Below are 20982 nucleotides of genomic sequence, written 5' to 3'. Positions count from 1 at the left end.
CCCAGCCAGGAGCTGCTCATGCGCTTCGCCACCTACGAACACCAGCATCAACCCCGCGTCGCCGTGGTCGACGCCGATGGCGTGCTGTATCCCGTGCCCGGCCTCCGCTCGTTGACCGAGGTCATCAGCGCCGGGGACGGTCTCCCCACACTCCTCGATCTCGGTGCCGCCACCCTCGACGTCCCGGCCGGACCGCACGTCTCCCAGGTACGCCTGCTGCCGCCGCTTCGGCCCACCTCCGTGCGGGACTTCGTCACGTTCGAGGAGCATGTCGAAGGCGTACGCCGCTCGGTGGAGGGAACAGGCGGCGTGCCCGAACAGTGGTACACCGCGCCCACCTTCTACTTCACCAACCCGCACGCGATCTACGCGTCCGGCGACGACATTCCGGTGCCGCCGGGCTCCGCCGTCCTGGACTTCGAGCTGGAGGTTGCCGCGGTCATCGGCCGCGAAGGCCGCGACCTCACTCCCGACCAGGCACGCGAGCACATCATCGGCTACACGGTCTTCAACGACTGGTCCGCACGGGACCTTCAGTCCGCCGAGATGAAGGTGGGTCTCGGCCCGTGCAAGGGAAAGGACACCGCCACCACCCTCGGCCCGTACCTGGTCACCGCCGACGAGCTCGAGCGGCATCGGGACGACGACGGCTTCCTGAGGCTGGCCCTCACTGCTGAAGTCAACGGCAAGGTCGTCGGCAGGGATCTGCTGTCCAACATGAGCTGGACGTTCGAGGAAATGGTCGCGTACGCCTCCCGCGGCACCCGGGTCGTCCCGGGCGACGTGCTCGGCTCCGGCACCTGCGGAAACGGCGGCTGCCTCGCCGAACTGTGGGGCGTACGCGGAGAACAGACCCCGCCGCCGCTCAAGCCCGGCGACACCGTCACGCTCACGGTCGAGGGCATCGGCACCGTGTCCAACACCGTCGCCCCCGGCCCTGAACTCATCGCCCTTCCCTTCGGCCGGCGCCGCTCCCGGGAGAGGCCGTGAGCGACCTGCACCCCAAAAGGCTGCTCGGCAAGGTCGTCGTGGTCACCGGAGCGGCCCGGGGCCAAGGGGCCGCCGAGGCCGAGGCACTGGTGCGGGAGGGAGCGCGCGTCATCGCCACCGACGTCGCATCCGCCGAGGATTGTCGTCGCCTCGACGTCACCAGTGAGAAGGACTGGGCGGAACTGGCGGCCGAGCTCAAGGAGGCGTACGGGCAGGTCCACGGTCTGGTGAACAACGCCGGCATCACCTGGCGGGCCCGCGTCGGCGACGTGCGCCCCGAAGACCTGGCACGTGTCCACACGGTCAACGTGGGCGGCCCGCTGCTCGGCATTCAGCACCTCGCCCCGCTCATGCCGCCCGGCTCATCGATCGTGAACGTCGGATCCTCGGCGGCCCTCACCGCTCACTATCCGGTCGCCTACACGACCAGCAAATGGGCCCTGCGCGGCCTGTCGAAGACTGCGGCCACGGAACTCGGCCCACGCGGCATCCGCGTCAACACGATCCACCCCGGCTACATCGAGACCGAGATGACCGCCTCCGCCGCACCGGCATTCCGTGAAGCCAACATCCGCGAGACCCCGCTCGGGCGCACGGGCACCGCGGCCGAGGTGGCCCCGCTGGTCGTCTTCCTCCTGTCGAACGAATCCTCCTTCATCACCGGCGCGGAGATCGCCGTCGACGGCGGCCTGACCGCGCACGGCGGCGTGAAGTCCGTGTCGGACGCCCTCCTTGGGGAGGCCGGCGCGTGAGGCGACTCGACGGCAAGGTGGCCTTGATCTCCGGGACCGCCAGCGGTCAGGGCCGGGCCGCAGCACTGCGTTTCGCGGCCGAGGGCGCGCTCGTCGTGGGAGGCGACCTGCTGCACGAGCAGGCACTCGAGACACAGCAGCTCATCGCCCGCGAAGGCGGAACCGCCCTGACCCCCGGCCCCCTGAACATCACCGACGAGCAGTCCGTCTCCTCCTGGGTCCACGAAGCCGTGGACGCCTTCGGCGGCATCGACATCATCTACGCCGGAGCCGATCGCTTCGGACCGGTCAACAGTCAGCCCTGCAAAGACTTCGCCTTCACCATGCGGGCTGAGCTGGACCCGGTATGGCTGACCGTCCGATCCGCCTGGCCGCACCTGCAGCGCAGCCGCGGCTGCATTCTCACCATCGGCTCCACCGCAGGACTCACCGGCTCGCTCACCAACCGGACAACCGCGCACTCCGCCTCCCGGGGCGCCGTCATCGCACTGACCCGCCGACTCGCCGCTGAAGGCGCCCCGTACGGTATCCGCGCGAACTGTGTCAGCCCTGGCGCAATCGGCACTGCCGGTTCCCGGACCACTCTCCTCTGCGAAGACCACCCGATGCGCGCCATCGCCCGCCGTATCCCGCTCGGCCGCGCTGGACGCCCCGACGACGTCGTCGACGCCGCCGTCTTCCTCGCCTCTGACGAAGCCGCCCACATCACGGGAGCCAACCTCGTCCTCGACGGCGGCTGGTCCGCCGTCCTGCCCGGCGCGAGCCCTGAAAGGACTCCCTCAGCATGAACAAGGTCCGAGCGAGCGCCACTGAAGCGGTCGCCGACATACCCGACGGCGCCTCGCTGGCCGTCGGCGGCTTCGGACTCAGTGGCGTACCCGAAGCCCTCATCCGCGCCCTGCACGCGCACGGCACGAGCGGTCTGAAGGTCATCTCCAACAACTGCGGCGTCGACGACCGCGGCCTCGGCGTTCTCCTCGCCGCGAGCCGCATCAGCCGAGTCACCGGTTCCTATGTGGGTGAGAACAAAGAGTTCGCCCGGCAATACCTGTCCGGAGAACTCGAGGTCGAACTGGTGCCCCAGGGCACTCTGGCCGAGCGCCTGCGGGCCGGCGGCGCCGGTATTCCGGCCTTCTACACCCCAGCAGGTGTCGGTACGCAGGTCGCCCAGGGCGGACTGCCCTGGCGGTATGGGCCCGATGGCTCGGTCGCCGTGGCCTCCCCGCCCAAGGAGACCCGCGACTTCGGGGGCCGCACACACGTCCTGGAACACGGCATCATCACCGACTTCGCCCTCGTACGGGCCTGGCGCGGCGACCGCCACGGCAACCTCGTCTTCCGGAAAGCCGCAGCCAACTTCAACCCGCTGGCCGCGATGGCCGGCCGCATCACGATCGCCGAGGTCGAGGAACTCGCCGAGCCGGGCGAGCTGCGCCCCGACGAAATCCACCTGCCCGGCATCTACGTCCAGCGGATCGTGGCGCTCACTGCCGAGGAAGCCGCCGACAAGAAGATCGAGAAGAGGACGGTACGTTCCTGATGGCCTGGACCCGCGACCAGATGGCCGCCCGCGCCGCCGCCGAACTCACCGACGGCTCCTACGTCAACCTGGGCATCGGCCTGCCGACACTGATCCCCGGTCAGCTGCCGACCGGCGTGCACGTGGTCCTGCACTCCGAGAACGGCATCCTCGGTACGGGCCCCTACCCCACGGAAACGGAGGTCGATCCCGACCTCATCAACGCGGGCAAGGAGACCGTCACCGTCCTGCCCGGCGCAAGCTTCTTCGACTCCGCCCTCTCCTTCGGCATGATCCGAGGCGGACACATCGACACAGCCGTACTGGGTGCCATGCAGATCTCGGCGCGGGGCGACCTCGCCAACTGGATGATCCCCGGCAAGATGGTCAAGGGCATGGGCGGAGCCATGGACCTCGTCCACGGCGCCCGCCGGGTCATCGTCCTCATGGAACACACCGCCAAGGACGGCAGTCCCAAGATCCTCAAAGAATGCACCCTCCCGCTCACAGGAGAACAGTGCGTGCACCGCGTCATCACCGACCTCGGTGTCCTCGACATCACCCCAGACGGCCTCGCCCTCGTCGAAACCGCCCCCGGCGTCACGATCGAGGACATCACTGCCCGCACGAATGCTCCCCTCCGCGTGGACAGCACCACCGCTGTCTGCTGACCCGCGCCGCGTCGTCTCCATCGTCTCCTGGCTCATGGACGACGTCACGCCGTGAAATCACGGCGTTGCCAAAGTCCCCCACTCCTTCGTTCCTCCCGCCCGCCTTCCTGGTAGCGAGGGCCGACCCGGCGAAAGACCGGTCGGCCGGGCCCGGCTCGGCTCAGTCCCTGGTTGCGGTGGCGATGAGGGCCTGAAGCTGTTCGGCGGCCTGATCGAGGGGCTGAGTGCTGCGCTTGGCGCGGCACATCGCCACCGTCCCCTCGACGGCGGCGACGATGAGCGTGGCGAGCTGCGCAGCCCGCTCGGCCCCGGCGCCGTGCTCCCGCAGCGATGCGGCCAGCAAGCTCTCCCACTGCTCGAACACCTCAGCGGCGGCCACCAGGGCGGGCGGCACCTCGTCGGCCGGGGGCTCCTCGATGGCTACGGCCAGAACGGGGCAGCCGGCATGGAAGTCGCTCTCGACGACGATCCTCCGCCACAGGTCCAGAAACGCCCGCAGCCCCGCCGCCGGCCCGGGTTCCAGCTCCTTGCGCAGCCTCCGCGCGACCCACTCGCCCGTGAAGCGGACCGCCTCGGCGGCCAGTTGCTGCTTGCCCTCGGGGAAGTAGTGGTACGTCGAGCCGAGCGGCGCCTCGGCGTGCTTGGCCATCTCCCGGATGCTCGTCGCACTCAGGCCGCGCCGACTGATCATGTCCGCGGCACCGGCCACGATCCGCTCACGGGACGGCGTACCGCCTTTGGCCATCTCGCACTCCCCTCTCGCTATAACGATCGTCATAGTCTACCGTGACCCAGGTCTATAACGATCGTCATAGGAGCTGCCATGCCCATGATCCGGTTGACCGTGCCTGCCGGAGCCCTCACCAAAGAGGGCCGCACCACCGTTCAGCGCGACCTTGCGGCCGTGCTGCTGCGCTGGGAGGGCGCGCCCGACACCGCCTTCTTCCGCGCCCAGGCGTGGAGCTACCTCGTCGAGCTGCCCGAACGCGCCCAAGGGACCGCCGAGGACGACGCTCCCCGCTTCCTGGTGGAGGTGACGGTGCCGCAGGGGGCGTTGTCCGAGCGGCGCAAGGCCGGCCTGGTCCAGGACGCAACGAAGACCGTTCTGTCAGCCGCCGGCCTCTCCCCCGACGACGCGCTGCGAGTGTGGGTGCTCGTGCATGAGCAGCAGGACGGAACCTGGGGCGCGGGCGGCTCCGTCATCCGCTACGCCGACTTGGTCGCTCTGGCGCGGCAGAACAAGGAGCAGGCGGATGCGTGAGCTGACATACGTCGCCCGCCGCACGGTCGAATGGCGCGAGGCCCCGGACCCCGAGCTCCAGTCCGACCAGGAGGCGATCGTCGCGCCGATCGCCGCGACCTCCTGCGACGTGGACTCGGCAATCTTGGCCGGGCACGGCTTCATCGATCCGCCGTTCGCCCTCGGCCACGAGTGCATCGCCCGCGTCACCGACATCGGCGACGCGGTAACCACCGTGGCCCCCGGCGACCTCGTCGTCGTGCCCTGGTCCATCAGCTGCGGCACCTGCGACCACTGCCGCAACGGACTCACCGCCCACTGCACCTCGGTTCCGCACATGGCCATGTACGGCGCGCCGATCGGCGGCAGCTGGGGCGGCCTCTTCTCCGACCTGGTCCGCGTCCCGTACGCGGACGCCATGCTGGTGCCCCTGCCCGCCGGTCTCGACCCGGTCGCGATGGCCTCGGCGAGCGACAACTGGTCGCTGTCCTGGCGCCTGGTCGCGCCCCACCTCAAGGCCCGCCCCGGCGCCCGGGTCCTGGTCGTCGCCCGTGGGAGCATCGGCCTGTACGTCTGCGACATCGCCCGCGCCCTCGGCGCCTCCGACGTTCTCTACGTCGACCCCGACGCGGAGCACCGCAAGCTCGCCGAGGGCTTCGGCGCCCGCACCGCCGAATCGATCGAAGCAATCCGCCACGGCTTCGACCTCGCCGTCGAGGCAACCGGGCGCGTCGACCAGCTCACCCTCGCCGTGAAGTCACTCGCGCCCGAAGGCATCTGCGAATCGGCCGGCAACCACTTCCGCCCCGGCGAACTGCCACTCCTCGACATGTACCTCACCGGCGTCACCCTGCGCATCGCCCGCGACAACGTTCGCGCCCACATCCCCGACGCCCTCGACCTCGCCGCCTCCGGCACCGTCGACCCCGCTCGAGTCGTCTCCCACGTCCTCGACTGGGAACAACTCCCCGACGCCCTGCCCGAGAAGCACCTCAAGCCCGTCTTCGTCCGCCGCTTGGCTTCGTCGACTTCAAGCGACAGCGTTTGTCGATGACTTCCAGCGGCGGTTGGTGATCGACGGCTGAGGAGATGTCGACGAGTTTTGACGGCACTGTCGACGGTCGTGGCTGTCCGACCCCTGGGAACCTGGGGACGGGAGCATGGGATGCTTGATCATGCCTGTGACTAATCCGTGGCTGGCCGGCCCGTCACCGAAGAAGCGGCTCGATCGCAAGCGTCTGGAAGAGCGCATACTCAACCTGCTGTCGTCGCAGAACATGTGCGTGATCGCGACGGCAGGATCGGAAGGGCCGCTCGCGACGCCGGTGCGGTACTTCCACCTCGACTTCGCGGTGATGTTCTCCACGGCCGCTGGTTCGCCGAAGATGAGGAATCTTGCCGCGGATCCCCGGGTGTCGGTAGGGATATTCGCTCCGCTGGTCGGGCAGGCCAGCAGCCGAGGTGCCCAGCTCTTCGGTCAGGCTCGCGTACTGTCCGAGGCCGACGCGGACTTCGAGCACTACTGGCCAGCTTTCCGCTGGCAGTCCGACCATGTCGAGCGGTCGCGCTCTCTCGACGAACCGCCGTCTGGTCCGCTCGTCGTGATCGAGGCCGAGCGGATCGTCTATACCGAGCACTGGCTGCGGCGCGAGGGGTTCGCGCCGCGTCAGTTCTGGACCCGGGCGGACACGTAGCCGGGATCCTTCGACATGCCGCCGCGGTGGTCACGCCGCATCGCCGCGTACAGCTCGACCTTCGACATCCGCGGCATGACCAGGACCTTTCACCACGAGTATCCCGATGCTGCTCTGGCAAGAACCCCAGCACCTCCCAAACTCGTCAACATCACCCATCCGGGGAACGGGGCGCCTCCCAAACCCATCGACAAGCGACTTCACCACTGGGTTCTGGCACACATTCCGTGAGGACGATCAATGGCCCTGGGACTCGTCACCATCCGCAGGACATGCCGTTCAATCGGGTCTGCTGCACCGCCGGTTCCTGATCTGGTCGCGAGCCGGCGTCTGGGGACGGCTGCACCAGAAAGTGCTCGAGATGCTCGTCGGCCAGGGGCTGGTCGACCTGTCCCGGGCGGTACTGGACTCCGCTCATGTCCACTCTAAAAAAGGGGCGAACTTGCAGGCCCGTCTCCCGTGGACCGGGGCAAGCCGGGTTCCAAGACGCATGCCCTGTCCGACGCGAACGGACTGCCTCTACGCGTCGGCCTCTCCGCAGGGAACACTCACGACAGCCTCGGACTGAAGCCGATGGTCGCCCATTTCCACGTAGGACACGGATCCCACAGCGAGCATTCCAAGCCCGAGCGACTCCACGCCGACAAGGCCTACGACCTCCCTGACCTGAGGAGATGGCTACACAGCCGGCACGTTGGCGTCCGCATCGCGCGCAAGGGAATCGACTCAAGCGAGCGCCTGGGCCGCCGGCGGTGGGTCATCGAGCGCACGATCTCCTGGTTCACCGGATACCGCCGCCTGTCCCCTCGTTACGAGCACCATCCCCGCAGCTACCCGGCCTTCCTTGGTCTCGCCGCCGCCATCTGCTGCTACAAGCGCTTCCTCAAACTGACCATGTAGGACACGGTGTTACAGATACGAACGCCGCCTCGAACCAGAGCCGAGCAGTCTGCTAGAGATGACCGGGTCGTGTCCCGCATCGTGGTGTGGGCGATCCAGCGTTGCGGATTCCGGTACGAGGCCGCTGACGATCTCCGCAGACGCGGCGGTCCACGAGGCGCCCTGCTGAGGCACCCGTCCGCGGCGGAGCCACTGTCCCCGTACCTGCGGATTCCGCTGCTTTGATCACTCGGCGGGACGCCATCATGACCGACCGCGAAGCCCTAAGCACGGAACTGAACCCGCTCCACATCGACGTCTCCAAACACTTGGTGGAGCACCACCACCGACTGCTGCGCGAGATCGGCGCGACTCACTTGCAGATCAAGGTGGGCATCGAGACCCGACCGGCGAGGCCTGGAACGCACCGGAGAGCTCAATTGATCATGGTGCCAACTATCCTCGGTATGTGACAACTAACGTCTGTGGTCACATCGCGCTAGCGCCGCACCCGGGGCATCCCCAGGCCGATCCACGAGATGATCTCCCGCTGGATCTCGTTGTTGCCGCCGCCGAAGGTGAAGATCACGGCCGATCGGTAGCCGCGTTCTAGTTCGCCGTGCAGGACGGCGCCGGCGGAGCCCTCCTTGAGGACACCGGGGGCGGCGACGATCTCCATCAGCCAGGCGTACGCGTCCCGGCGCGCCTCGGAGCCGTACACCTTGACCGCGGAGGCGTCCTGCGGGGTGAGCGTGCCCTCCTGGACGGCGTTCACCATCCGCCAGTTGAGGAGTTTCATGGCGTCGAGTTTGGTGTGCGTACGGGCGAGGAGGCGGCGCACCCAGGGCAGGTCGACGACGCGGCGGCCGTCGGCGAGTTTGGTCTCCATCGCCCAGCGCTGGACGTCGTGCAGGGCGCGGATGGCCATGGTGCCGTGCGCGGCGAGGGTGACGCGCTCGTGGTTGAGCTGGTTGGTGATCAGCCGCCAGCCCTTGTTCTCCTCGCCGACCCGGCGTGTGGCGGGGACCCGGATGTTCTCGTAGTAGCTGGCGGTGGTGTCGTGCGAGGCGAGCGTGTTGATGATGGTGCACGAGTAGCCGGGGTCGGAGGTCGGTACGAGGAGCATGGTGATGCCCTTGTGGGGCGGGGCGTCCGGATCGGTGCGGACCGCGAGCCACACCCAGTCGGCCGTGTCGCCGTTGGTCGTCCAGATCTTCTGGCCGTCGACCGTGTAGTGGCCGGTCTCCTCGTCGCCCTCCCGCACGGCCCTGGTCCGGAGCGCGGCGAGGTCCGTCCCGGCACCGGGCTCGCTGTAGCCGATCGCGAAGTCGATCTCGCCGGAGAGGATCTTCGGCAGGAAGTACGACTTCTGCTCCTCCGTACCGAACCGCATGATCGTCGGTCCGACGGTGTTGAGGGCCATCAGCGGAAGCGGCACCCCGGCCTGGGCCGCCTCGTCGAAGAAGATGAACTGTTCCATCGGGCTCAGGCCCCGCCCGCCGTACTCCTTGGGCCAGCCGACCCCGAGCCAGCCGTCCGCGCCGAGCCGTCGGATCGTCTCCCGGTAGAAGCGCTTCTGCGCCGCCGGATCCCCGTAGCGCGCGTACGCGTTGTCCGGAACCAACTCGGCGAAGTAGAGACGAAGTTCGGTCCGTAACCGCTGCTGCTCCGGCGTGTATTCGAGATGCACGGCGCCTCCTGCCTCCCCGGGCCCGACCTGACGGCGCACACCGTAGAACGTGTTTCAAAAATTGGGAATGCCGATGACGCGGACGCCGGGTCGGCGGTGCGTGGGCGGGCGCGCCTGCTCATGCGAGGGGGCGGTGCCCGGTCGTCCGGGCACCGCCCCCTCGTGCGGGCCGGATTCCCCGGCCGTCGCGGAATATCGTGGCTCGTACGTTCCCCGTCGCCGTCAGTGGCAGGGGAAACCGAGCAGGTGACGGGCGTCGCGGACCCATTCATGGACGTTCTCGCCGGAGACGAGGAAGGTGGCGCCCTGTTCGGCGCCGACGAGGTGGAGCAGGACCAGCAGGAGGCGACCGCCCCGCCGAGCCGGGGGTTCGGCTCCGGTCACGGTCCACGACGTACGAGCCAGGCCCGTACAGCACGAACTCGACCCGTACAGCACGGGCCGGGTCCACGACACACGAGAGTGATGGCATGACCAGCCGAGTGTTCTTGATCTCCGCGGCGATCGGCGAGGCGCTGCGCGAGGCCCGCTTCGACGACGGTAGTAGTCCGGTGGACGCGTCGGGCCTGCGGGCCGCCCGGTCGGCGGCCGACGCGGGTGCCGTTCCGGCGGGCGGGCGGCTGTGGGTCTCCCCCACCGTGCGGTGCCGGCAGACCGCTGAGGCGCTCGGGCTCGAAAGAGGCTTCGAGGCAGCGGAGTTGGCCCCTCTCGATGTGGGCCGCTGGCGCGGGGCGACGCTGGCCGAGGTGAGCGCGAAGGAGCCGGAGGCGGTGGCGCGCTGGCTCGCCGATCCCGCGTCGGCGCCGCACGACGGCGAGTCGGTGCGGGCGTTCTGCGACCGGGTGGCGGAACGCCTCGACGCGGCGGCGGCTCTCGACGGCCGAACCGTCGCCGTGGTGGAACCCGAGGTCGTACGGGCCCTGGTGGTACGGGCGTTGGGGGCACCTGAGCCGGCGTTCTGGCGCGTGGACGTACCGCCGCTCACCGTCACGGAGTTGAGCGGGCGCGCGGGGCGCTGGAACCTCCGCGCCGGACGCCCGCTCGCCGGACGGGCCTGACCCGGGCGGCGTACGGACTCAGCGCAGCGTGGCGATGAAGTCCGTGCACGACCGGGCGCATTCACGGCATTTCCGCGCGGCGGCCTCCGCCCCGGAGCATGCGTCGAAGGCCTCCGCGCACTCCAGGCATACGTCCCTGCACCACTCCAGCTGAGCGCGGACATCCCGTTCGTTCCGACCCGGGTGACGGGACAGCACATGACAGGTCGCCTCGCACACCTCCGCGCACAGGATGCCCGAACGCCGCGCGGCCTCCTGCTTCTTCGGCCCGTCGGGATCCATGAGGCTCGCGCGCAGCGCGGAGCTCCTGGCGCATTCGGCACAGGCCCGGGCACACTCGAAGCGGTCCTCCAAGAACTGGAAGAGCTCCTGCTGTGAAGTCGTCGTCACAACAGCCGGGTAGCCGGAGGAAGTCGGTTCAAACAGCGCGAATCCGGACCCTCACGCGCCGGCCGCCTCCCGGGAGATCTGCTCGAACTGCGCCCCCATGGCCTCGGAGAGCGCCTGCGCCGCCGACAACGGGCGCACCATCACCATGAGTTCGTCGATGCGTCCGTCCTCGTCGAAGTGCAGGAAGTCGCAGCCGTTGATCTCCTTGTCGCCGACCTTGGCCGTGAAGACCAGCGCGTGGTCACGGCCGTCGGCCCCGGCGATCTCACGGACGTAGCGGAAGTCGCTGAAGACGCGCCAGACGCCGCGCAGGATGGCGGCGGTGATCGGCTTGCCCGGGTACGGCTTGAAGGCGACGGGGCTGGTGAACACGACGTCGTCGGCCAGCAGCTCCTCGACCGCGCCGAGGTCTCCGGCCTCCACGGCCTTGCGGAAGGAGTTCATTGCGACCACCTCTCATACTCAATTAATTGATTAGGTGCGGATAAGATTAGTCCTGTGGACGGAGGCCGTCTAGCCTTGCGGGATGGCATTGCGCAACGCGGTACTGGCCTCACTCCTGGAGGGCGAGGCGTCGGGCTACGACCTGGCCAAGGGGTTCGACGCCTCGGTGGCCAACTTCTGGATGGCGACACCGCAGCAGCTGTACCGGGAACTCGACCGGATGGAGTCCGAGGGGCTCATCGAGGCCCGGCTCGTGCAGCAGGAACGGCGACCCAACAAGCGGGTCTTCTCGCTGACCGAGGCGGGGCTCGAAGCGCTGGCCTCCTTCACCTCCGAGCCCGCGAAACCCACCGCGATCCGCGACGAGCTGATGGTGAAGGTGTACGCACTCGACATGGGGGACGCCGACGCCGTCCGGGTGGCGATCGCCGAGCGGCTGGAGTGGTCACGCGCCAAGCTGGCGCACTACGAGCGGATCGGCGCCCGCCTGCTCGACGGGCGCACCGAGGACGAGTACCTCGCCGGGGCGGAGCGCGTCGGCCCGTATCTCACTCTCCTGGGGGGACGCGCCTTCGAGCAGGCGATCATCGAGTGGGCGGAGCGGGCCCTGCGGGTTCTGGAACGGCGGGCGTCGGCCGCAGGCTGAGCGGGGCCTCATCGCACCAGCCTGATCGCGGGCCGGACCGGACCAGTTTGATCTCGTTCCGGTCCAGTCCGATTCGGTTTGGTTCGGTCCCGTTCGGTGTGGGTGGGTCCGGATTGGCGCGGGTAGGTCTGGATCGGTACGGATAGGCCCGGTTCGGTTCGCGATGGTTCCGGTGCGGGATGGTTCCGGCACACGGTTCGGTGCGGGATGGTTCCGGTGCGGTTCGGTTCGAAGGAGGGCGATCGTGGTGCGTGCGCTCGGTGTCGCTGTCGTGGGGTTCGGCTGGATGGGACGGGTGCACACGCAGGCGTACGCCCGCGTACTCCATCACTTCCCGCGGCTCACCCTGCGTCCCGAACCGATCGCCGTCGCCGACGAGGTACCCGGCCGTGCCGAGGAGGCCGCCGCTCGGTACGGCTTCGCCGGCGCCGTACGTGACTGGCGGGAGATCGCCGCCGATCCACGTGTGGAGGCCGTGAGCATCACCGCGCCGAACTTCCTGCACCGTGAGATCGGTGTGGCCATGGCCGAGGCCGGCAAGCACATCTGGATCGAGAAGCCGGTGGGGCTGACCGCCGACGACGCCCGGGCGGTGTCGGGCGCGGTGGCCGAGGCCGGGGTCCGGGGCACGGTCGGCTTCAACTACCGGGGCGCCCCCGCGGTCGTGGCGGCCCGCGAGCTGATCGCCTCCGGCGGCATCGGGGACGTGACCCACGTGCGCATCCGTCTCTTCAGCGACTACGCGGCCCATCCGGAGGGCGCGTTGACCTGGCGCTACGAGCGGGAGCGCGGCGGCAGTGGTGTCCTCGGCGACCTGGCCTCGCACGGCGTCGACCTGGCACGTTTCCTGCTGGGCGAGATCGAGGCGCTGGCGGCGGACACGGCGGTCTTCGTGCCGGTGCGGGCCCGGCCGGCCGGCGCGACCGCGGGGCACGCGCGCGCTGCGGGCGGCGAGCCGACGCCCGTGGAGAACGAGGACTACGTCAACTGCCTGCTGCGCTTCGTCTCCGGCGCGCGCGGCGTCCTGGAGGCGTGCCGGGTCTCGGTGGGCGAGCAGAACAGCTACGGGTTCGAGATCCACGGCACGAAGGGCGCGGTGTTCTGGGACTTCCGCCGGATGGGCGAGCTCGGCGTCAGCCGGGGCACCTCGTACCAGGACCAGCCGGTCAGCACCGTGTACGTCGGTCCGGGAGCCGGTGACTACGCCGCCTTCCAGCCGGGGGCGGCGAACAGCATGGGCTACGACGACCTCAAGGTCATCGAGGCGCACACCTTCCTGCGCTCCATCGCCGACAACAGACCGTACGGCGCCACGCTGGTCGACGCGGTCCGCAGCGCGACGGCGCTGGACGCGATGGCACGCTCGGCGGCGTCGGGGGCGTGGGTGACGCTGGAGGCATAGCCCTCCGGGCCCGTCACCGGGTGGGTCAGGGCCGTTTCGGTACATCCGCCCGGCACCGGTGGATCAGACGTGAGTTTCATAGGGAGCCGCAGCTCGATCGCCGACCTTGCGGAAGATGAGCAGGACCGGCGGATACACCCGCTCGACGGCGTCGCTCGGCGCAGGCTGCCCCGGATGCCGGGCGACGTAGCGAGCCGCCGACCGACCTGGATCCGTTGCCCGCCGAATCAGGGTTCAGGACACCATGGCGTAGATCGCCAGCCCCAGGAGGAGAAGGGCCCAGGCCAGGACGACCGCGCAGGTGAGACGGAATCGGAATCTGCTCCAGTACTCCGCCCGCCGACCGTCGGGAGTGTCCGTGCGCCAGGCCGACGGGATGTCGACGCGACCTTCGGCGATAGCCGTCGCGGCCCGTCGCACATCCCCGGGGTGATAGGAGTAAAATGTCGGCGCCGCCCCGTACGTGCCCCGGCTCTCCCCGCCGTACTGGCGGACGCGGACATCCGCACGACCAGCGGCCCCCGGCAGCCACTCCTCACGCACCGGCCACAGCTCGGCGACCTCGCGACTGTCCAGCCAGGGCTCCTCCTCCTCCTGCGCCGTCTCGGGTGCTCCCGGATCTGGCGTTCGCGGCACGCTTCCCCCTCGATGCGACAAGCCCCCAGTACACACCCGCCGCCCCGCATGCCGACAGAGCGCCTGCGGCGCCGCCACGCGCGATCACTGCAGCCCTCCGGGCCGTCAATTGGCGCCGCGACGCCGACGCCGCGCCGAAAGCAACGTGACCCAGTACTGGCCAAAGAAGAGGCCCTGGACGAGTTAAAGCCAGCGCAACGGTTGGGCGACGCCCAAAGGGAGGAGGTCCACTGGAAGCGGCCAGGGGCCCGGTGACCGCAGGCAGTGGGAGGTCCCCGAGCCAGGATCGGCGCGCGAACTCATCCGTGCCGCCCCGGCCCGTTGCCGAAGCCCCACCTCCGGCTTGCGTCAGGAGGCCGGCTGCGCCATCTCGATCAGCACTTGCCGACATGGGGACTGACCGCAACCGTCTGGCTGCCGCGCCTGCGGCGGCCCAAGCGCCGCGGCTCCGCCCGATGCGCAACACCGACAAGTGCGCTCCGATCCCGGCTGCGTCCGCGCCGCCCATCCGCTCCCACTCCTCAACTCCATTCAGGGCATGGGGCAAAGGCGGTCGCACGGGGATGTCAGCGACCCGACCATGCCAAAAATGCCTGATGACCTGTACAGATACGGACGGACTCTCAAAACCGCGCAGGAGATGCTGTAACTGATAACGGCACCAGATGACGCAGGAGTTGACGCAACAAATGTCGCAGTCCGAGGCCGCGCCGAAGTCGTCACGCTGCCTGTAACGCACCCGGCTCGCCGCACAACTCCCCGACAGCGACGTCCGGTCGGGAGCGCGGGGGCGGTCAGGACGTCGGCACGTACCTCGGTTCAGCACACCGCTGAGTCCTGAGCTCCGGCTACCGGATATCCGGGCCCAATTGCATCCTCACCGATGTCGGTCCTCTCGGGCGTGGTCGGCTCCGATCAGACTCGGCATTGGGACGGTGTGACGTGGGTGAGTGGCGAACCGATCAGGCGGTCGCGATGTGCCGGGCGCTGACGGACGGCGCGGACCTGACCTCGTTCGCAGGCGGGCCCTTCGACATGCGGGCTGTGGTGGCCGCCATCCGACCCGAGGCCAAGGACGGATTCCTGCTCGACGAAGTCCCCTGGGAGCACTTCCCAAAGGGGGACCGCGTCAGGGTGGCCGTTCTCCTGCTTCCTGCCGGCCGCTCGTCCGTCCATGCCGGAACGGGCGTTGTGGACGGCATGTGCGCAAACGGCATGCGGGCCGCCGCCGCGCTCGTCGTGCCTTTCTTGATCCGCGTTGGCGCCGACCCGCGCCATCCATGCCGTGCCGACGCACTCGCCGAAGTCTCCTCCCCGGCTCGCGCCCGCTACTTCGGCATCGCCTCCCGTGACGGACTGCTGCTCCATCGCGCCGACACTGAACATGACCTCTACGACGACTACGGCGTCGAGGTGACCGGCTACCCGACGGGCTGGTCGGTCACCGCCGCCCGGGCCGCGATCACCGCCGACACCACCCTCCTGCAACCCCTCCTCGACGACCCCGACCCCGCAATCCGGACCCGCGCCGCCTACACCCTGGCCACCGTCACCGTCACCGACCCCGCGGTGCGTGCCGCCTTCCGCACCCGGCTCGCCGCCGAGCAGGACCCGATCGTCCGCGCCGCCCTGGTTCTCGCCACCGCCGAAGCCACCCACACCCGCCCGCACCCGCCGACCACCGCGTGGATGCGAGAGCGGTGGCAGAACGGGCACAAGTGCCCGAGGTCCGGCTGGCCACCGCGATCGGCTGGCTCTGCCTCACCGACGAACCCGCCCCTGCCGACCTGCGCGCCGCTGTCGACGACCTCGCGACCGACGAGCGCGCCACGCCATGAACGCCCTGCCCTGGATGGCCGCTGCCGGCGGATCCGACGAGACCGGACTGCGGCGCTGCGTCCGAGAGATGCTCCACCCCGAACAGCCCGATCCAGTGGGGTACGACGACCCGTGGGCCCAGCGCCGCTGACTGAGTGAACAGGCCGCTGATGTGCCCAAGCCTGCTACCGCGCCCCGCCCACCGGGCGTTCGGCGAAGGCCAGCGCGCCCGCAAGTCCTCACCGCGCTCTCCCCGGGTACGACTCCCTGACCGGACGGCCCGCCGCGCTAAGTGAGCTGACGGACGCGGCACCGTGCACCGTGCACCGACGGATCGGTGAAGACTCCGGTGGACCTGGCACTCACCCCAGAACACCGGCGCGGGCACGAGGCCCTGTACGGCGCGTTGGGCAAGGCCGCCTGGACGCCGACCGGCTGCGGACCGCGCTGGCCAGCCTGCCACCGCCGCCCGCCGCTGGCAGCCGCCCGGTGCTCGGCGTCGACGTCTCACCGCGGCCGGACGCCGAGACCCAGACCGCTCGGACTTCCGTTCCTATGGCTGCGGCGACGCGAAGCACCAAATGATCCCCGGCTGGCCGTAGCTGATGTGCCCCCGGCGACCACCAGCGACAAAGCGCGGTACTTACGATGGGTCCGCTGCGCCTCGGTTGTCCTCGACGTGGACGACGTGAAGCTCAGTGCCGTCCCGGTGGCGCTTGGAACGTCCGAACAGCCCGACAGCGATGTTCGACTGGTCCTGAGGCTCATCAGGGCCGACATAGGTGAGAACGTCGTTGTGATGCCCCGTGACAACCCATCCCTCGACCTCCTTGAGGTCGATCACCCCGAAATCGCCTGCCGAGGATCCCGCATGCGCCGGGCCAAACTCCTTCAGGAGGTCGGTGGCCTGTTCGGCAAGCTCCCCTTCCGGAGCGGTCAGCACGACACAGGTGCCATGCTCGAACAGCACCCACGACTTGCGAGGGTCGGCGAGAAGCCGCTGCCAGACGTCAATCAGTATCTTGGTGTTCACGCCGGTCATCATGACGCAGAGCACCGACGCAGGGTGACGATCGACCGACAGCTACGGCATCGGCGGGAAGCGGAGCGAACTCGGGGCTCGGTCATGTTTCCGCTGCGGCTTCACCGGAGTCAGCGTCAAACTGTCGCTCCCCCGGCCACGCCCGGCGCATTTCCTCTTCCGCATTCTCGTCGGCTCCGCGTGAGCGGAGGTATCTCGAACGACGACCAACTCGACACGGCGACGCGCACATCGACTCCGTGCGAGCGAACAAGCCATGCGCGCTGGCCGCGGTGCGGCCACTCCGCCCACTGGGGTCGGACAGTCGGCAATGCGCCCTTCCCGTTGCCGTGGCCGGGGTCCTCGGGCCGACCATGCCTCCCCGGCACGATGCGCAGCGGTGCCACAGCGACCGGACGAAGGTTGTGCGTAGTCAGGTTGCGTTCAGCGGTTGCGCGGTTCGGCTGCAAGAGTTCGGCGTTGTCTTGCGTACAGCCGGGTCTTCGGATGTGTAAGTCGCCCTTGTGGGTCTGATGGTGCCCTTGTGCGCATCCGCGTGCGATACGGCGGGGCGGTATGAGCGTGACCGCTGGCGGGCTCGTGGCGTGCGTCGGGGTTGCCACTGGCTGCCCCGTGGGACTCATGGTCGGGACTGTGGTCGGGCTGGCCGTGGCCCTAACCGTGGCCTTTATATCTGCATCGTGACCATATGGATCTCCAACAGGGACGAGTGCTCCACTTACCGTTAGGCGGCCGGTTCTTCGACATCGTGGTGACCGCGTCCGGTCCTGAGGCCTATGCCGTCGTGGACCTCATGGATCAAGTTCAGTACGTTCCCGGTCAGCGCCCCGACGCCTGCGGGCCGGTCATCGAGGACCCCGAACGGAACTGGCTCATCTGGCTCGTTCCCCCGGGCACGCACGAGAGCTGGGAGCCCCACCGGTACGGCGCATGTCTGGGCAGCCCGTACGAACTCGCTCTGCCACCGATGCTGCAGACGGAGCCACCTGGCCCGTACTGGCTGCGCCCTTGCCGCGGGGACCGCCTTGTGCCGTCCTGGCCGCTGGCCGACTTTCTCGGCAGGTTCCAGCCCGGCCCCACGCCACATGAGGAACTTCTCGGATCCGTGCTGAGCACGATCGCCTGATCTCCGCGTGCGGTGGCGGCGAACGCCCCGGACCCTCCATCGCACGCGGTTCCACCCCTCGCACCCGGACAACCAACCAGGCATGCCGGCGGCAGGGGCACCACCGTGAGGGAACACGACATGACCACACCCAGCCGACATCCGGCGCCCTCCGCCACTCCCCGGCCTGACGATGTGCGCCTGGAAATCCTGCGCAGGCGCTACGAGGCGGACATCATCGCCGCGGCCGCCCGTGCGCGCCGCACGGTACGCGCCGCCCCATACGTGCTGGCCGGGCCCGGCGGTGAGCGGCAAGCGGACCTGGAGCTGATCGAAGCGCATGTACAGCACAAGGGATGGCACGTCACGCGGGTCTCCTTCGCCGACCTCGGCCAGGCTCCCCCGATCGGCCACCGGGTGGGGTTCGGCGAAACCTGCCTGTACGCGGCGCAGGGTTTCGCGCACGGCATCGTCGCCATCGCACGAACAGCCATCACCACGGGCAACGACGCCTACGCGGAGCTGCTCGTACAGCTCCACTGCCGTGGTGTATTCCTGTCCTTCCTCCCGACCATGCACGACCCCGCCCACTGAACAACTGTCTCGACTCCGGCCGGGTGCGGCCCGTGCTGCGCCACAGCCCGATGCTGGTCCCACACTCCCTTCGCCGCCCCGCCTCCCCGACGGGGCGGGTCGGGTGGCTCCAGGCCGATTGCGGCGAGCGCGGCGCTCTCGCGGGCGCGCGGCGGTGCCGGTATTGACCAGGATGCGGGCCTCACCCTGCTTCCAGAGGCCAACCAGCTTGCCGCGGTGCCGTGCGGTGCGGGTGAAGCCGAGCGCGCCGAGCACCGTGGCGACCGGCTGGGCGTCGGGGTGGCCAGTTCGGCGAAGACGATGCCCGACGGGACATCCGGCGGCGGCAGTTGGGTGATCCCGGCGGCCCTCTTGGAGGGCCAGCACGGAGCGGTGAGCGTCGAGGGCCGTCGGTGCCGCTTCCGCCTGGCGGAAGACGTCGTTGAAGACCTTGAGGGAGGGACTGTCGTAGCCGATGCGCAGCACGTGCCGCAGCATGCCGGCGATGTCGAAGCCGCCCTGGCCAGGGAAGCAGTGGTAGCGGCGGCTCCCCTGCAGTACGTCCATCGCGCGCAGCAATGCGTCGGCCAGTTGGAGGAAGAAGATCTTCTCCCCGGGGATGTCCTCGCTACCCTTGGGGTTGCTGCCGCGGGAGAGGATGTGGAAGGTGTCCAGGCAGGTGGCGAGGGCGGGATAGCCTGCGGACTCGACGACGTGCCAGGCGTGGTCGTAGGTGCTGATGTGGCGGCCCCAAGCGAGCTCCTCGTAGACGACGCGGATGCCGAACTCCTGGGCCAGGTCGGCGAGCCCGCTCAACTGCTCGGCAGCGAGGTCGTCGTCGAGGGCGAGCGGGAAAACGCTGGAGTAGACGAGGACGGTGTCCGCGCCGAGGCGTCGCATGAGTTCGAACTTGTGGCGGGCGCGGCGCAGAGTGCGGGCGAACTCGGCGGCGGGCCTATGCGGCGCGGCCGGGGCCGCGCCGCTCGGGTCATCCGGTTCAGCCGCCCAGGACGGTGTTGCCGGTCACCGTGCCGCCGGTGCCGTCGACGGTCACCACGTGCCGCACCCCATCGGGGCCGACGACCACGATCCGCCAGGCCCGGCCGCCGCCCTGCTCCGTGACCGGCGCCAACGACTCGACCTTGCCGTCCTTGACCGCGGAGGCGGCCTTGTCCACGGCGTCCGCCGCGGAGAGCGAGGGCAGCGGGGCCGGAGCCTCGCCGGCCGACAGCTCAGGGCCGTCCTCGCCACGTGAGCCGCCCTCGCCGTCCAGGATCCGGCCCTCGCGCTGCCTCAAGCCGTCGTGCCCGTCACGGCCTTCGGGCTCGGCCCCGAACCCGCCACGCCACTCGTGCGCGCCGGCGGGCACCATCTTGCGCTCCCCGCGGCCGTCCTCCTCGTGGTGGTGGATCGCCGCGGCGACGCCGCCGCCTATCACCACCACGGCCGCCGCGCCGGCCACGGCCCAGCGCGCCCTGCGGCCGCCCGGCAGGCGCCTGCCGGCCGGCTTCGTCCCCGTCGTACCCGGACCGTCCTCGTCCGGCCGTTCCTGCGGCTCCTGCGCACCTACGGATTCGCTCACTGTGCCCACCCCGATCTCCCGGAAAGGTCCGGGCCCTGTGCCCGGTCGTCCGGGCACAGCATCGCTGGCGGCTGCTGAAGACTTCCTGAAGACCTGAAGGTGCCTTCAGCTTGGCGCCTTCCCCGCCCGGCGACCTGCCACCCTGGGGGCATGCGCGTACTGGTGGTGGAAGACGAGCGCCGGCTGGCCCTGGCGCTTCAGCACGGTCTGACGGCCGAGGGCTTCAGCGTGGACGTCGCCCACGACGGCCTCACCGGGCTCACCAAAGCCACCGAGCGCGCCTACGACGTGGTCGTGCTCGACATCATGCTGCCCGGCCTCAACGGCTACCGGGTGTGCCAGCGCCTGCGGGCCACCGGCAGCAACGTCGGCATCCTCATGCTCACCGCCAAGGACGGCGAGTGGGACGAGGCCGAGGCGCTGGACACCGGCGCCGACGACTACCTGTCCAAACCCTTCTCCTTCGTGGTGCTCGTAGCCCGCCTGCGGGCGCTCGCCCGCCGGATCGGCACCCGGGCCCCGAGACGCACCGTGCTGGGCGACCTGGTGGTCGACTCCGCCGCCCGCACCTGCACCCGCGGGGGCGTCTCCGTCCCGCTCACCCCGCGCGAGTTCGCCGTGCTTGACCACCTCGCCCGGCGGGCCGGGGAGGCCGTCTCCAAGCGGGAGATCCTGGACGAGGTCTGGGACAGCGGCGCGGACAGCGACCCCAACACCGTCGAGGTCCACGTCAGCGCCCTGCGACGCAAGATCGACACACCGTTCGGGCGGGCGGCGGTACAGACCGTCCGAGGCGCCGGATACCGACTGGCGGCCGACGGTGGCTGAGCCGGATCCGACCACGCGGAAAC

At 69.6% G+C, this 20982-nt stretch carries 24 protein-coding genes and 2 pseudogenes; 17 read left to right on the top strand and 9 right to left on the bottom strand.

Annotation, left to right across the window (positions count from 1 at the left end; all coding sequences use genetic code 11):
• The first annotated feature begins 18 nt into the window (after positions 1-18).
• Genes OG780_RS37420 through OG780_RS37400 form a run of 5 tightly spaced genes read left to right on the top strand, consistent with a single transcriptional unit; the run spans position 19 to position 3932 of the window.
• On the top strand, positions 19-990 hold the full coding sequence (locus tag OG780_RS37420; RefSeq protein WP_328455746.1) for a fumarylacetoacetate hydrolase family protein: 972 nt from the start codon (positions 19-21) through the stop codon (positions 988-990).
• A complete protein-coding gene (locus tag OG780_RS37415; RefSeq protein ID WP_328455744.1) occupies positions 987-1742 on the top strand; it encodes an SDR family NAD(P)-dependent oxidoreductase in 756 nt (251 codons plus the stop codon). Before OG780_RS37420 ends, OG780_RS37415 begins: the two co-directional genes overlap by 4 nt.
• Positions 1739-2530: an SDR family NAD(P)-dependent oxidoreductase gene (locus OG780_RS37410; protein ID WP_328455742.1), complete on the top strand. Its 792-nt coding sequence runs from the start codon at positions 1739-1741 to the stop codon at positions 2528-2530. Before OG780_RS37415 ends, OG780_RS37410 begins: the two co-directional genes overlap by 4 nt.
• Positions 2527-3282: a CoA transferase subunit A gene (locus OG780_RS37405; protein ID WP_328455740.1), complete on the top strand. Its 756-nt coding sequence runs from the start codon at positions 2527-2529 to the stop codon at positions 3280-3282. Before OG780_RS37410 ends, OG780_RS37405 begins: the two co-directional genes overlap by 4 nt.
• Positions 3282-3932 (top strand): CoA transferase subunit B, encoded by a 651-nt coding sequence (locus OG780_RS37400; RefSeq protein WP_328455738.1) that lies wholly within the window; start codon positions 3282-3284, stop codon positions 3930-3932. Before OG780_RS37405 ends, OG780_RS37400 begins: the two co-directional genes overlap by 1 nt.
• 160 nt (positions 3933-4092) lie before the next feature.
• Here OG780_RS37400 and OG780_RS37395 read toward each other — a convergent pair whose 3' ends face one another.
• Entirely contained in the window at positions 4093-4677 is a 585-nt protein-coding gene (locus OG780_RS37395; protein ID WP_328455736.1) for a TetR/AcrR family transcriptional regulator, read from the bottom strand.
• A gap of 78 nt (positions 4678-4755) precedes the next feature.
• Between OG780_RS37395 and OG780_RS37390 the strand changes: the two genes are divergently transcribed.
• The 5 genes and pseudogenes from OG780_RS37390 to OG780_RS37370 all read left to right on the top strand — a co-directional run bounded on the left by OG780_RS37390 (position 4756) and on the right by OG780_RS37370 (position 8218).
• Positions 4756-5193, top strand: coding sequence for a tautomerase family protein (locus OG780_RS37390; RefSeq protein ID WP_328455734.1), 438 nt, complete (start codon positions 4756-4758; stop codon positions 5191-5193).
• Positions 5186-6226, top strand: coding sequence for a zinc-dependent alcohol dehydrogenase (locus OG780_RS37385; protein WP_328455732.1), 1041 nt, complete (start codon positions 5186-5188; stop codon positions 6224-6226). Before OG780_RS37390 ends, OG780_RS37385 begins: the two co-directional genes overlap by 8 nt.
• A gap of 121 nt (positions 6227-6347) precedes the next feature.
• A complete protein-coding gene (locus OG780_RS37380; protein ID WP_328458662.1) occupies positions 6348-6866 on the top strand; it encodes a pyridoxamine 5'-phosphate oxidase family protein in 519 nt (172 codons plus the stop codon).
• 292 nt (positions 6867-7158) lie between these two features.
• Positions 7159-7766 (top strand): annotated as a pseudogene (locus tag OG780_RS37375) (IS5 family transposase); the annotation flags it as partial.
• Between the two features lie 245 nt (positions 7767-8011).
• On the top strand, positions 8012-8218 hold the full coding sequence (locus tag OG780_RS37370) for a hypothetical protein (protein ID WP_328455731.1): 207 nt from the start codon (positions 8012-8014) through the stop codon (positions 8216-8218).
• A gap of 26 nt (positions 8219-8244) precedes the next feature.
• Here the strand turns inward: OG780_RS37370 and OG780_RS37365 are convergent, their stop codons facing one another.
• Entirely contained in the window at positions 8245-9435 is a 1191-nt protein-coding gene (locus OG780_RS37365) for an acyl-CoA dehydrogenase family protein (protein ID WP_328455729.1), read from the bottom strand.
• A gap of 222 nt (positions 9436-9657) precedes the next feature.
• Positions 9658-9840: a CbtB domain-containing protein gene (locus OG780_RS37360; protein ID WP_443062345.1), complete on the bottom strand. Its 183-nt coding sequence runs from the start codon at positions 9838-9840 to the stop codon at positions 9658-9660.
• A 65-nt stretch (positions 9841-9905) separates the two neighbouring features.
• Between OG780_RS37360 and OG780_RS37355 the strand changes: the two genes are divergently transcribed.
• The gene (locus OG780_RS37355) at positions 9906-10493 is read left to right on the top strand and encodes a histidine phosphatase family protein (RefSeq protein WP_328455727.1); all 588 of its coding nucleotides are present in this window, start codon (positions 9906-9908) and stop codon (positions 10491-10493) included.
• Positions 10494-10511: 18 nt separating this feature from the next.
• On the opposite strand, the gene OG780_RS37350 is transcribed toward OG780_RS37355, so the two are convergent.
• Both OG780_RS37350 and OG780_RS37345 read right to left on the bottom strand, forming a co-directional pair.
• Complete coding sequence (locus tag OG780_RS37350; protein ID WP_328455725.1) at positions 10512-10883, bottom strand: ferredoxin; 372 nt, start codon at positions 10881-10883, stop codon at positions 10512-10514.
• Between the two features lie 51 nt (positions 10884-10934).
• The gene (locus tag OG780_RS37345) at positions 10935-11327 is read right to left on the bottom strand and encodes a nuclear transport factor 2 family protein (protein WP_328455723.1); all 393 of its coding nucleotides are present in this window, start codon (positions 11325-11327) and stop codon (positions 10935-10937) included.
• Between the two features lie 82 nt (positions 11328-11409).
• On the opposite strand from OG780_RS37345, the gene OG780_RS37340 reads away from it, so the two are divergent.
• Both OG780_RS37340 and OG780_RS37335 read left to right on the top strand, forming a co-directional pair.
• On the top strand, positions 11410-11973 hold the full coding sequence (locus OG780_RS37340; protein WP_328455721.1) for a PadR family transcriptional regulator: 564 nt from the start codon (positions 11410-11412) through the stop codon (positions 11971-11973).
• A gap of 244 nt (positions 11974-12217) precedes the next feature.
• A complete protein-coding gene (locus OG780_RS37335) occupies positions 12218-13375 on the top strand; it encodes a Gfo/Idh/MocA family protein (protein WP_328455719.1) in 1158 nt (385 codons plus the stop codon).
• Between the two features lie 234 nt (positions 13376-13609).
• On the opposite strand, the gene OG780_RS37330 is transcribed toward OG780_RS37335, so the two are convergent.
• Positions 13610-14011, bottom strand: a complete 402-nt coding sequence (locus tag OG780_RS37330) for a hypothetical protein (RefSeq protein WP_328455717.1) — start codon at positions 14009-14011, stop codon at positions 13610-13612.
• Positions 14012-14953: 942 nt separating this feature from the next.
• Between OG780_RS37330 and OG780_RS37325 the strand changes: the two genes are divergently transcribed.
• Positions 14954-15988 carry a hypothetical protein gene (locus OG780_RS37325; RefSeq protein WP_328455716.1) on the top strand — a complete coding sequence of 345 codons (1035 nt, stop codon included), beginning with the start codon at positions 14954-14956 and terminating at the stop codon, positions 15986-15988.
• A gap of 484 nt (positions 15989-16472) precedes the next feature.
• Here the strand turns inward: OG780_RS37325 and OG780_RS37315 are convergent, their stop codons facing one another.
• Complete coding sequence (locus OG780_RS37315; RefSeq protein ID WP_328458660.1) at positions 16473-16874, bottom strand: hypothetical protein; 402 nt, start codon at positions 16872-16874, stop codon at positions 16473-16475.
• Positions 16875-17664: 790 nt separating this feature from the next.
• Between OG780_RS37315 and OG780_RS37310 the strand changes: the two genes are divergently transcribed.
• Both OG780_RS37310 and OG780_RS37305 read left to right on the top strand, forming a co-directional pair.
• Entirely contained in the window at positions 17665-17997 is a 333-nt protein-coding gene (locus tag OG780_RS37310; protein ID WP_328455714.1) for a hypothetical protein, read from the top strand.
• A 120-nt stretch (positions 17998-18117) separates the two neighbouring features.
• The gene (locus OG780_RS37305; protein ID WP_328455712.1) at positions 18118-18570 is read left to right on the top strand and encodes a hypothetical protein; all 453 of its coding nucleotides are present in this window, start codon (positions 18118-18120) and stop codon (positions 18568-18570) included.
• 68 nt (positions 18571-18638) lie between these two features.
• Here the strand turns inward: OG780_RS37305 and OG780_RS37300 are convergent.
• Both OG780_RS37300 and OG780_RS37295 read right to left on the bottom strand, forming a co-directional pair.
• Positions 18639-19503: pseudogene (locus tag OG780_RS37300) on the bottom strand (TIM barrel protein); the annotation flags it as partial.
• Positions 19504-19546: 43 nt separating this feature from the next.
• Positions 19547-20131 carry a hypothetical protein gene (locus OG780_RS37295; protein ID WP_328455710.1) on the bottom strand — a complete coding sequence of 195 codons (585 nt, stop codon included), beginning with the start codon at positions 20129-20131 and terminating at the stop codon, positions 19547-19549.
• A 150-nt stretch (positions 20132-20281) separates the two neighbouring features.
• On the opposite strand from OG780_RS37295, the gene OG780_RS37290 reads away from it, so the two are divergent.
• Positions 20282-20959, top strand: coding sequence for a response regulator transcription factor (locus OG780_RS37290; protein WP_328455708.1), 678 nt, complete (start codon positions 20282-20284; stop codon positions 20957-20959).
• Positions 20960-20982 lie beyond the last annotated feature (23 nt).

Source organism: Streptomyces sp. NBC_00386 (assembly GCF_036063235.1).
GTDB lineage: Bacteria > Actinomycetota > Actinomycetes > Streptomycetales > Streptomycetaceae > Streptomyces.
The sequence above is the reverse complement of the archived record's forward strand: the minus strand, read 5'-3'. Positions and strand labels throughout refer to the sequence as shown.

Coding starts and splice junctions, on each gene's coding strand:
- OG780_RS37290 (WP_328455708.1), top strand. CDS start 20,282: ATGCGCGTACTGGTGGTGGAAGACGAGCGCCGGCTGGCCCTGGCGCTT.
- OG780_RS37355 (WP_328455727.1), top strand. CDS start 9,906: ATGACCAGCCGAGTGTTCTTGATCTCCGCGGCGATCGGCGAGGCGCTG.
- OG780_RS37390 (WP_328455734.1), top strand. CDS start 4,756: ATGCCCATGATCCGGTTGACCGTGCCTGCCGGAGCCCTCACCAAAGAG.
- OG780_RS37345 (WP_328455723.1), bottom strand. CDS start 11,327: ATGAACTCCTTCCGCAAGGCCGTGGAGGCCGGAGACCTCGGCGCGGTC.
- OG780_RS37310 (WP_328455714.1), top strand. CDS start 17,665: ATGGATCAAGTTCAGTACGTTCCCGGTCAGCGCCCCGACGCCTGCGGG.
- OG780_RS37395 (WP_328455736.1), bottom strand. CDS start 4,677: ATGGCCAAAGGCGGTACGCCGTCCCGTGAGCGGATCGTGGCCGGTGCC.
- OG780_RS37405 (WP_328455740.1), top strand. CDS start 2,527: ATGAACAAGGTCCGAGCGAGCGCCACTGAAGCGGTCGCCGACATACCC.
- OG780_RS37385 (WP_328455732.1), top strand. CDS start 5,186: ATGCGTGAGCTGACATACGTCGCCCGCCGCACGGTCGAATGGCGCGAG.
- OG780_RS37305 (WP_328455712.1), top strand. CDS start 18,118: ATGACCACACCCAGCCGACATCCGGCGCCCTCCGCCACTCCCCGGCCT.
- OG780_RS37370 (WP_328455731.1), top strand. CDS start 8,012: ATGACCGACCGCGAAGCCCTAAGCACGGAACTGAACCCGCTCCACATC.
- OG780_RS37380 (WP_328458662.1), top strand. CDS start 6,348: ATGCCTGTGACTAATCCGTGGCTGGCCGGCCCGTCACCGAAGAAGCGG.
- OG780_RS37315 (WP_328458660.1), bottom strand. CDS start 16,874: ATGATGACCGGCGTGAACACCAAGATACTGATTGACGTCTGGCAGCGG.
- OG780_RS37340 (WP_328455721.1), top strand. CDS start 11,410: ATGGCATTGCGCAACGCGGTACTGGCCTCACTCCTGGAGGGCGAGGCG.
- OG780_RS37420 (WP_328455746.1), top strand. CDS start 19: ATGCGCTTCGCCACCTACGAACACCAGCATCAACCCCGCGTCGCCGTG.
- OG780_RS37400 (WP_328455738.1), top strand. CDS start 3,282: ATGGCCTGGACCCGCGACCAGATGGCCGCCCGCGCCGCCGCCGAACTC.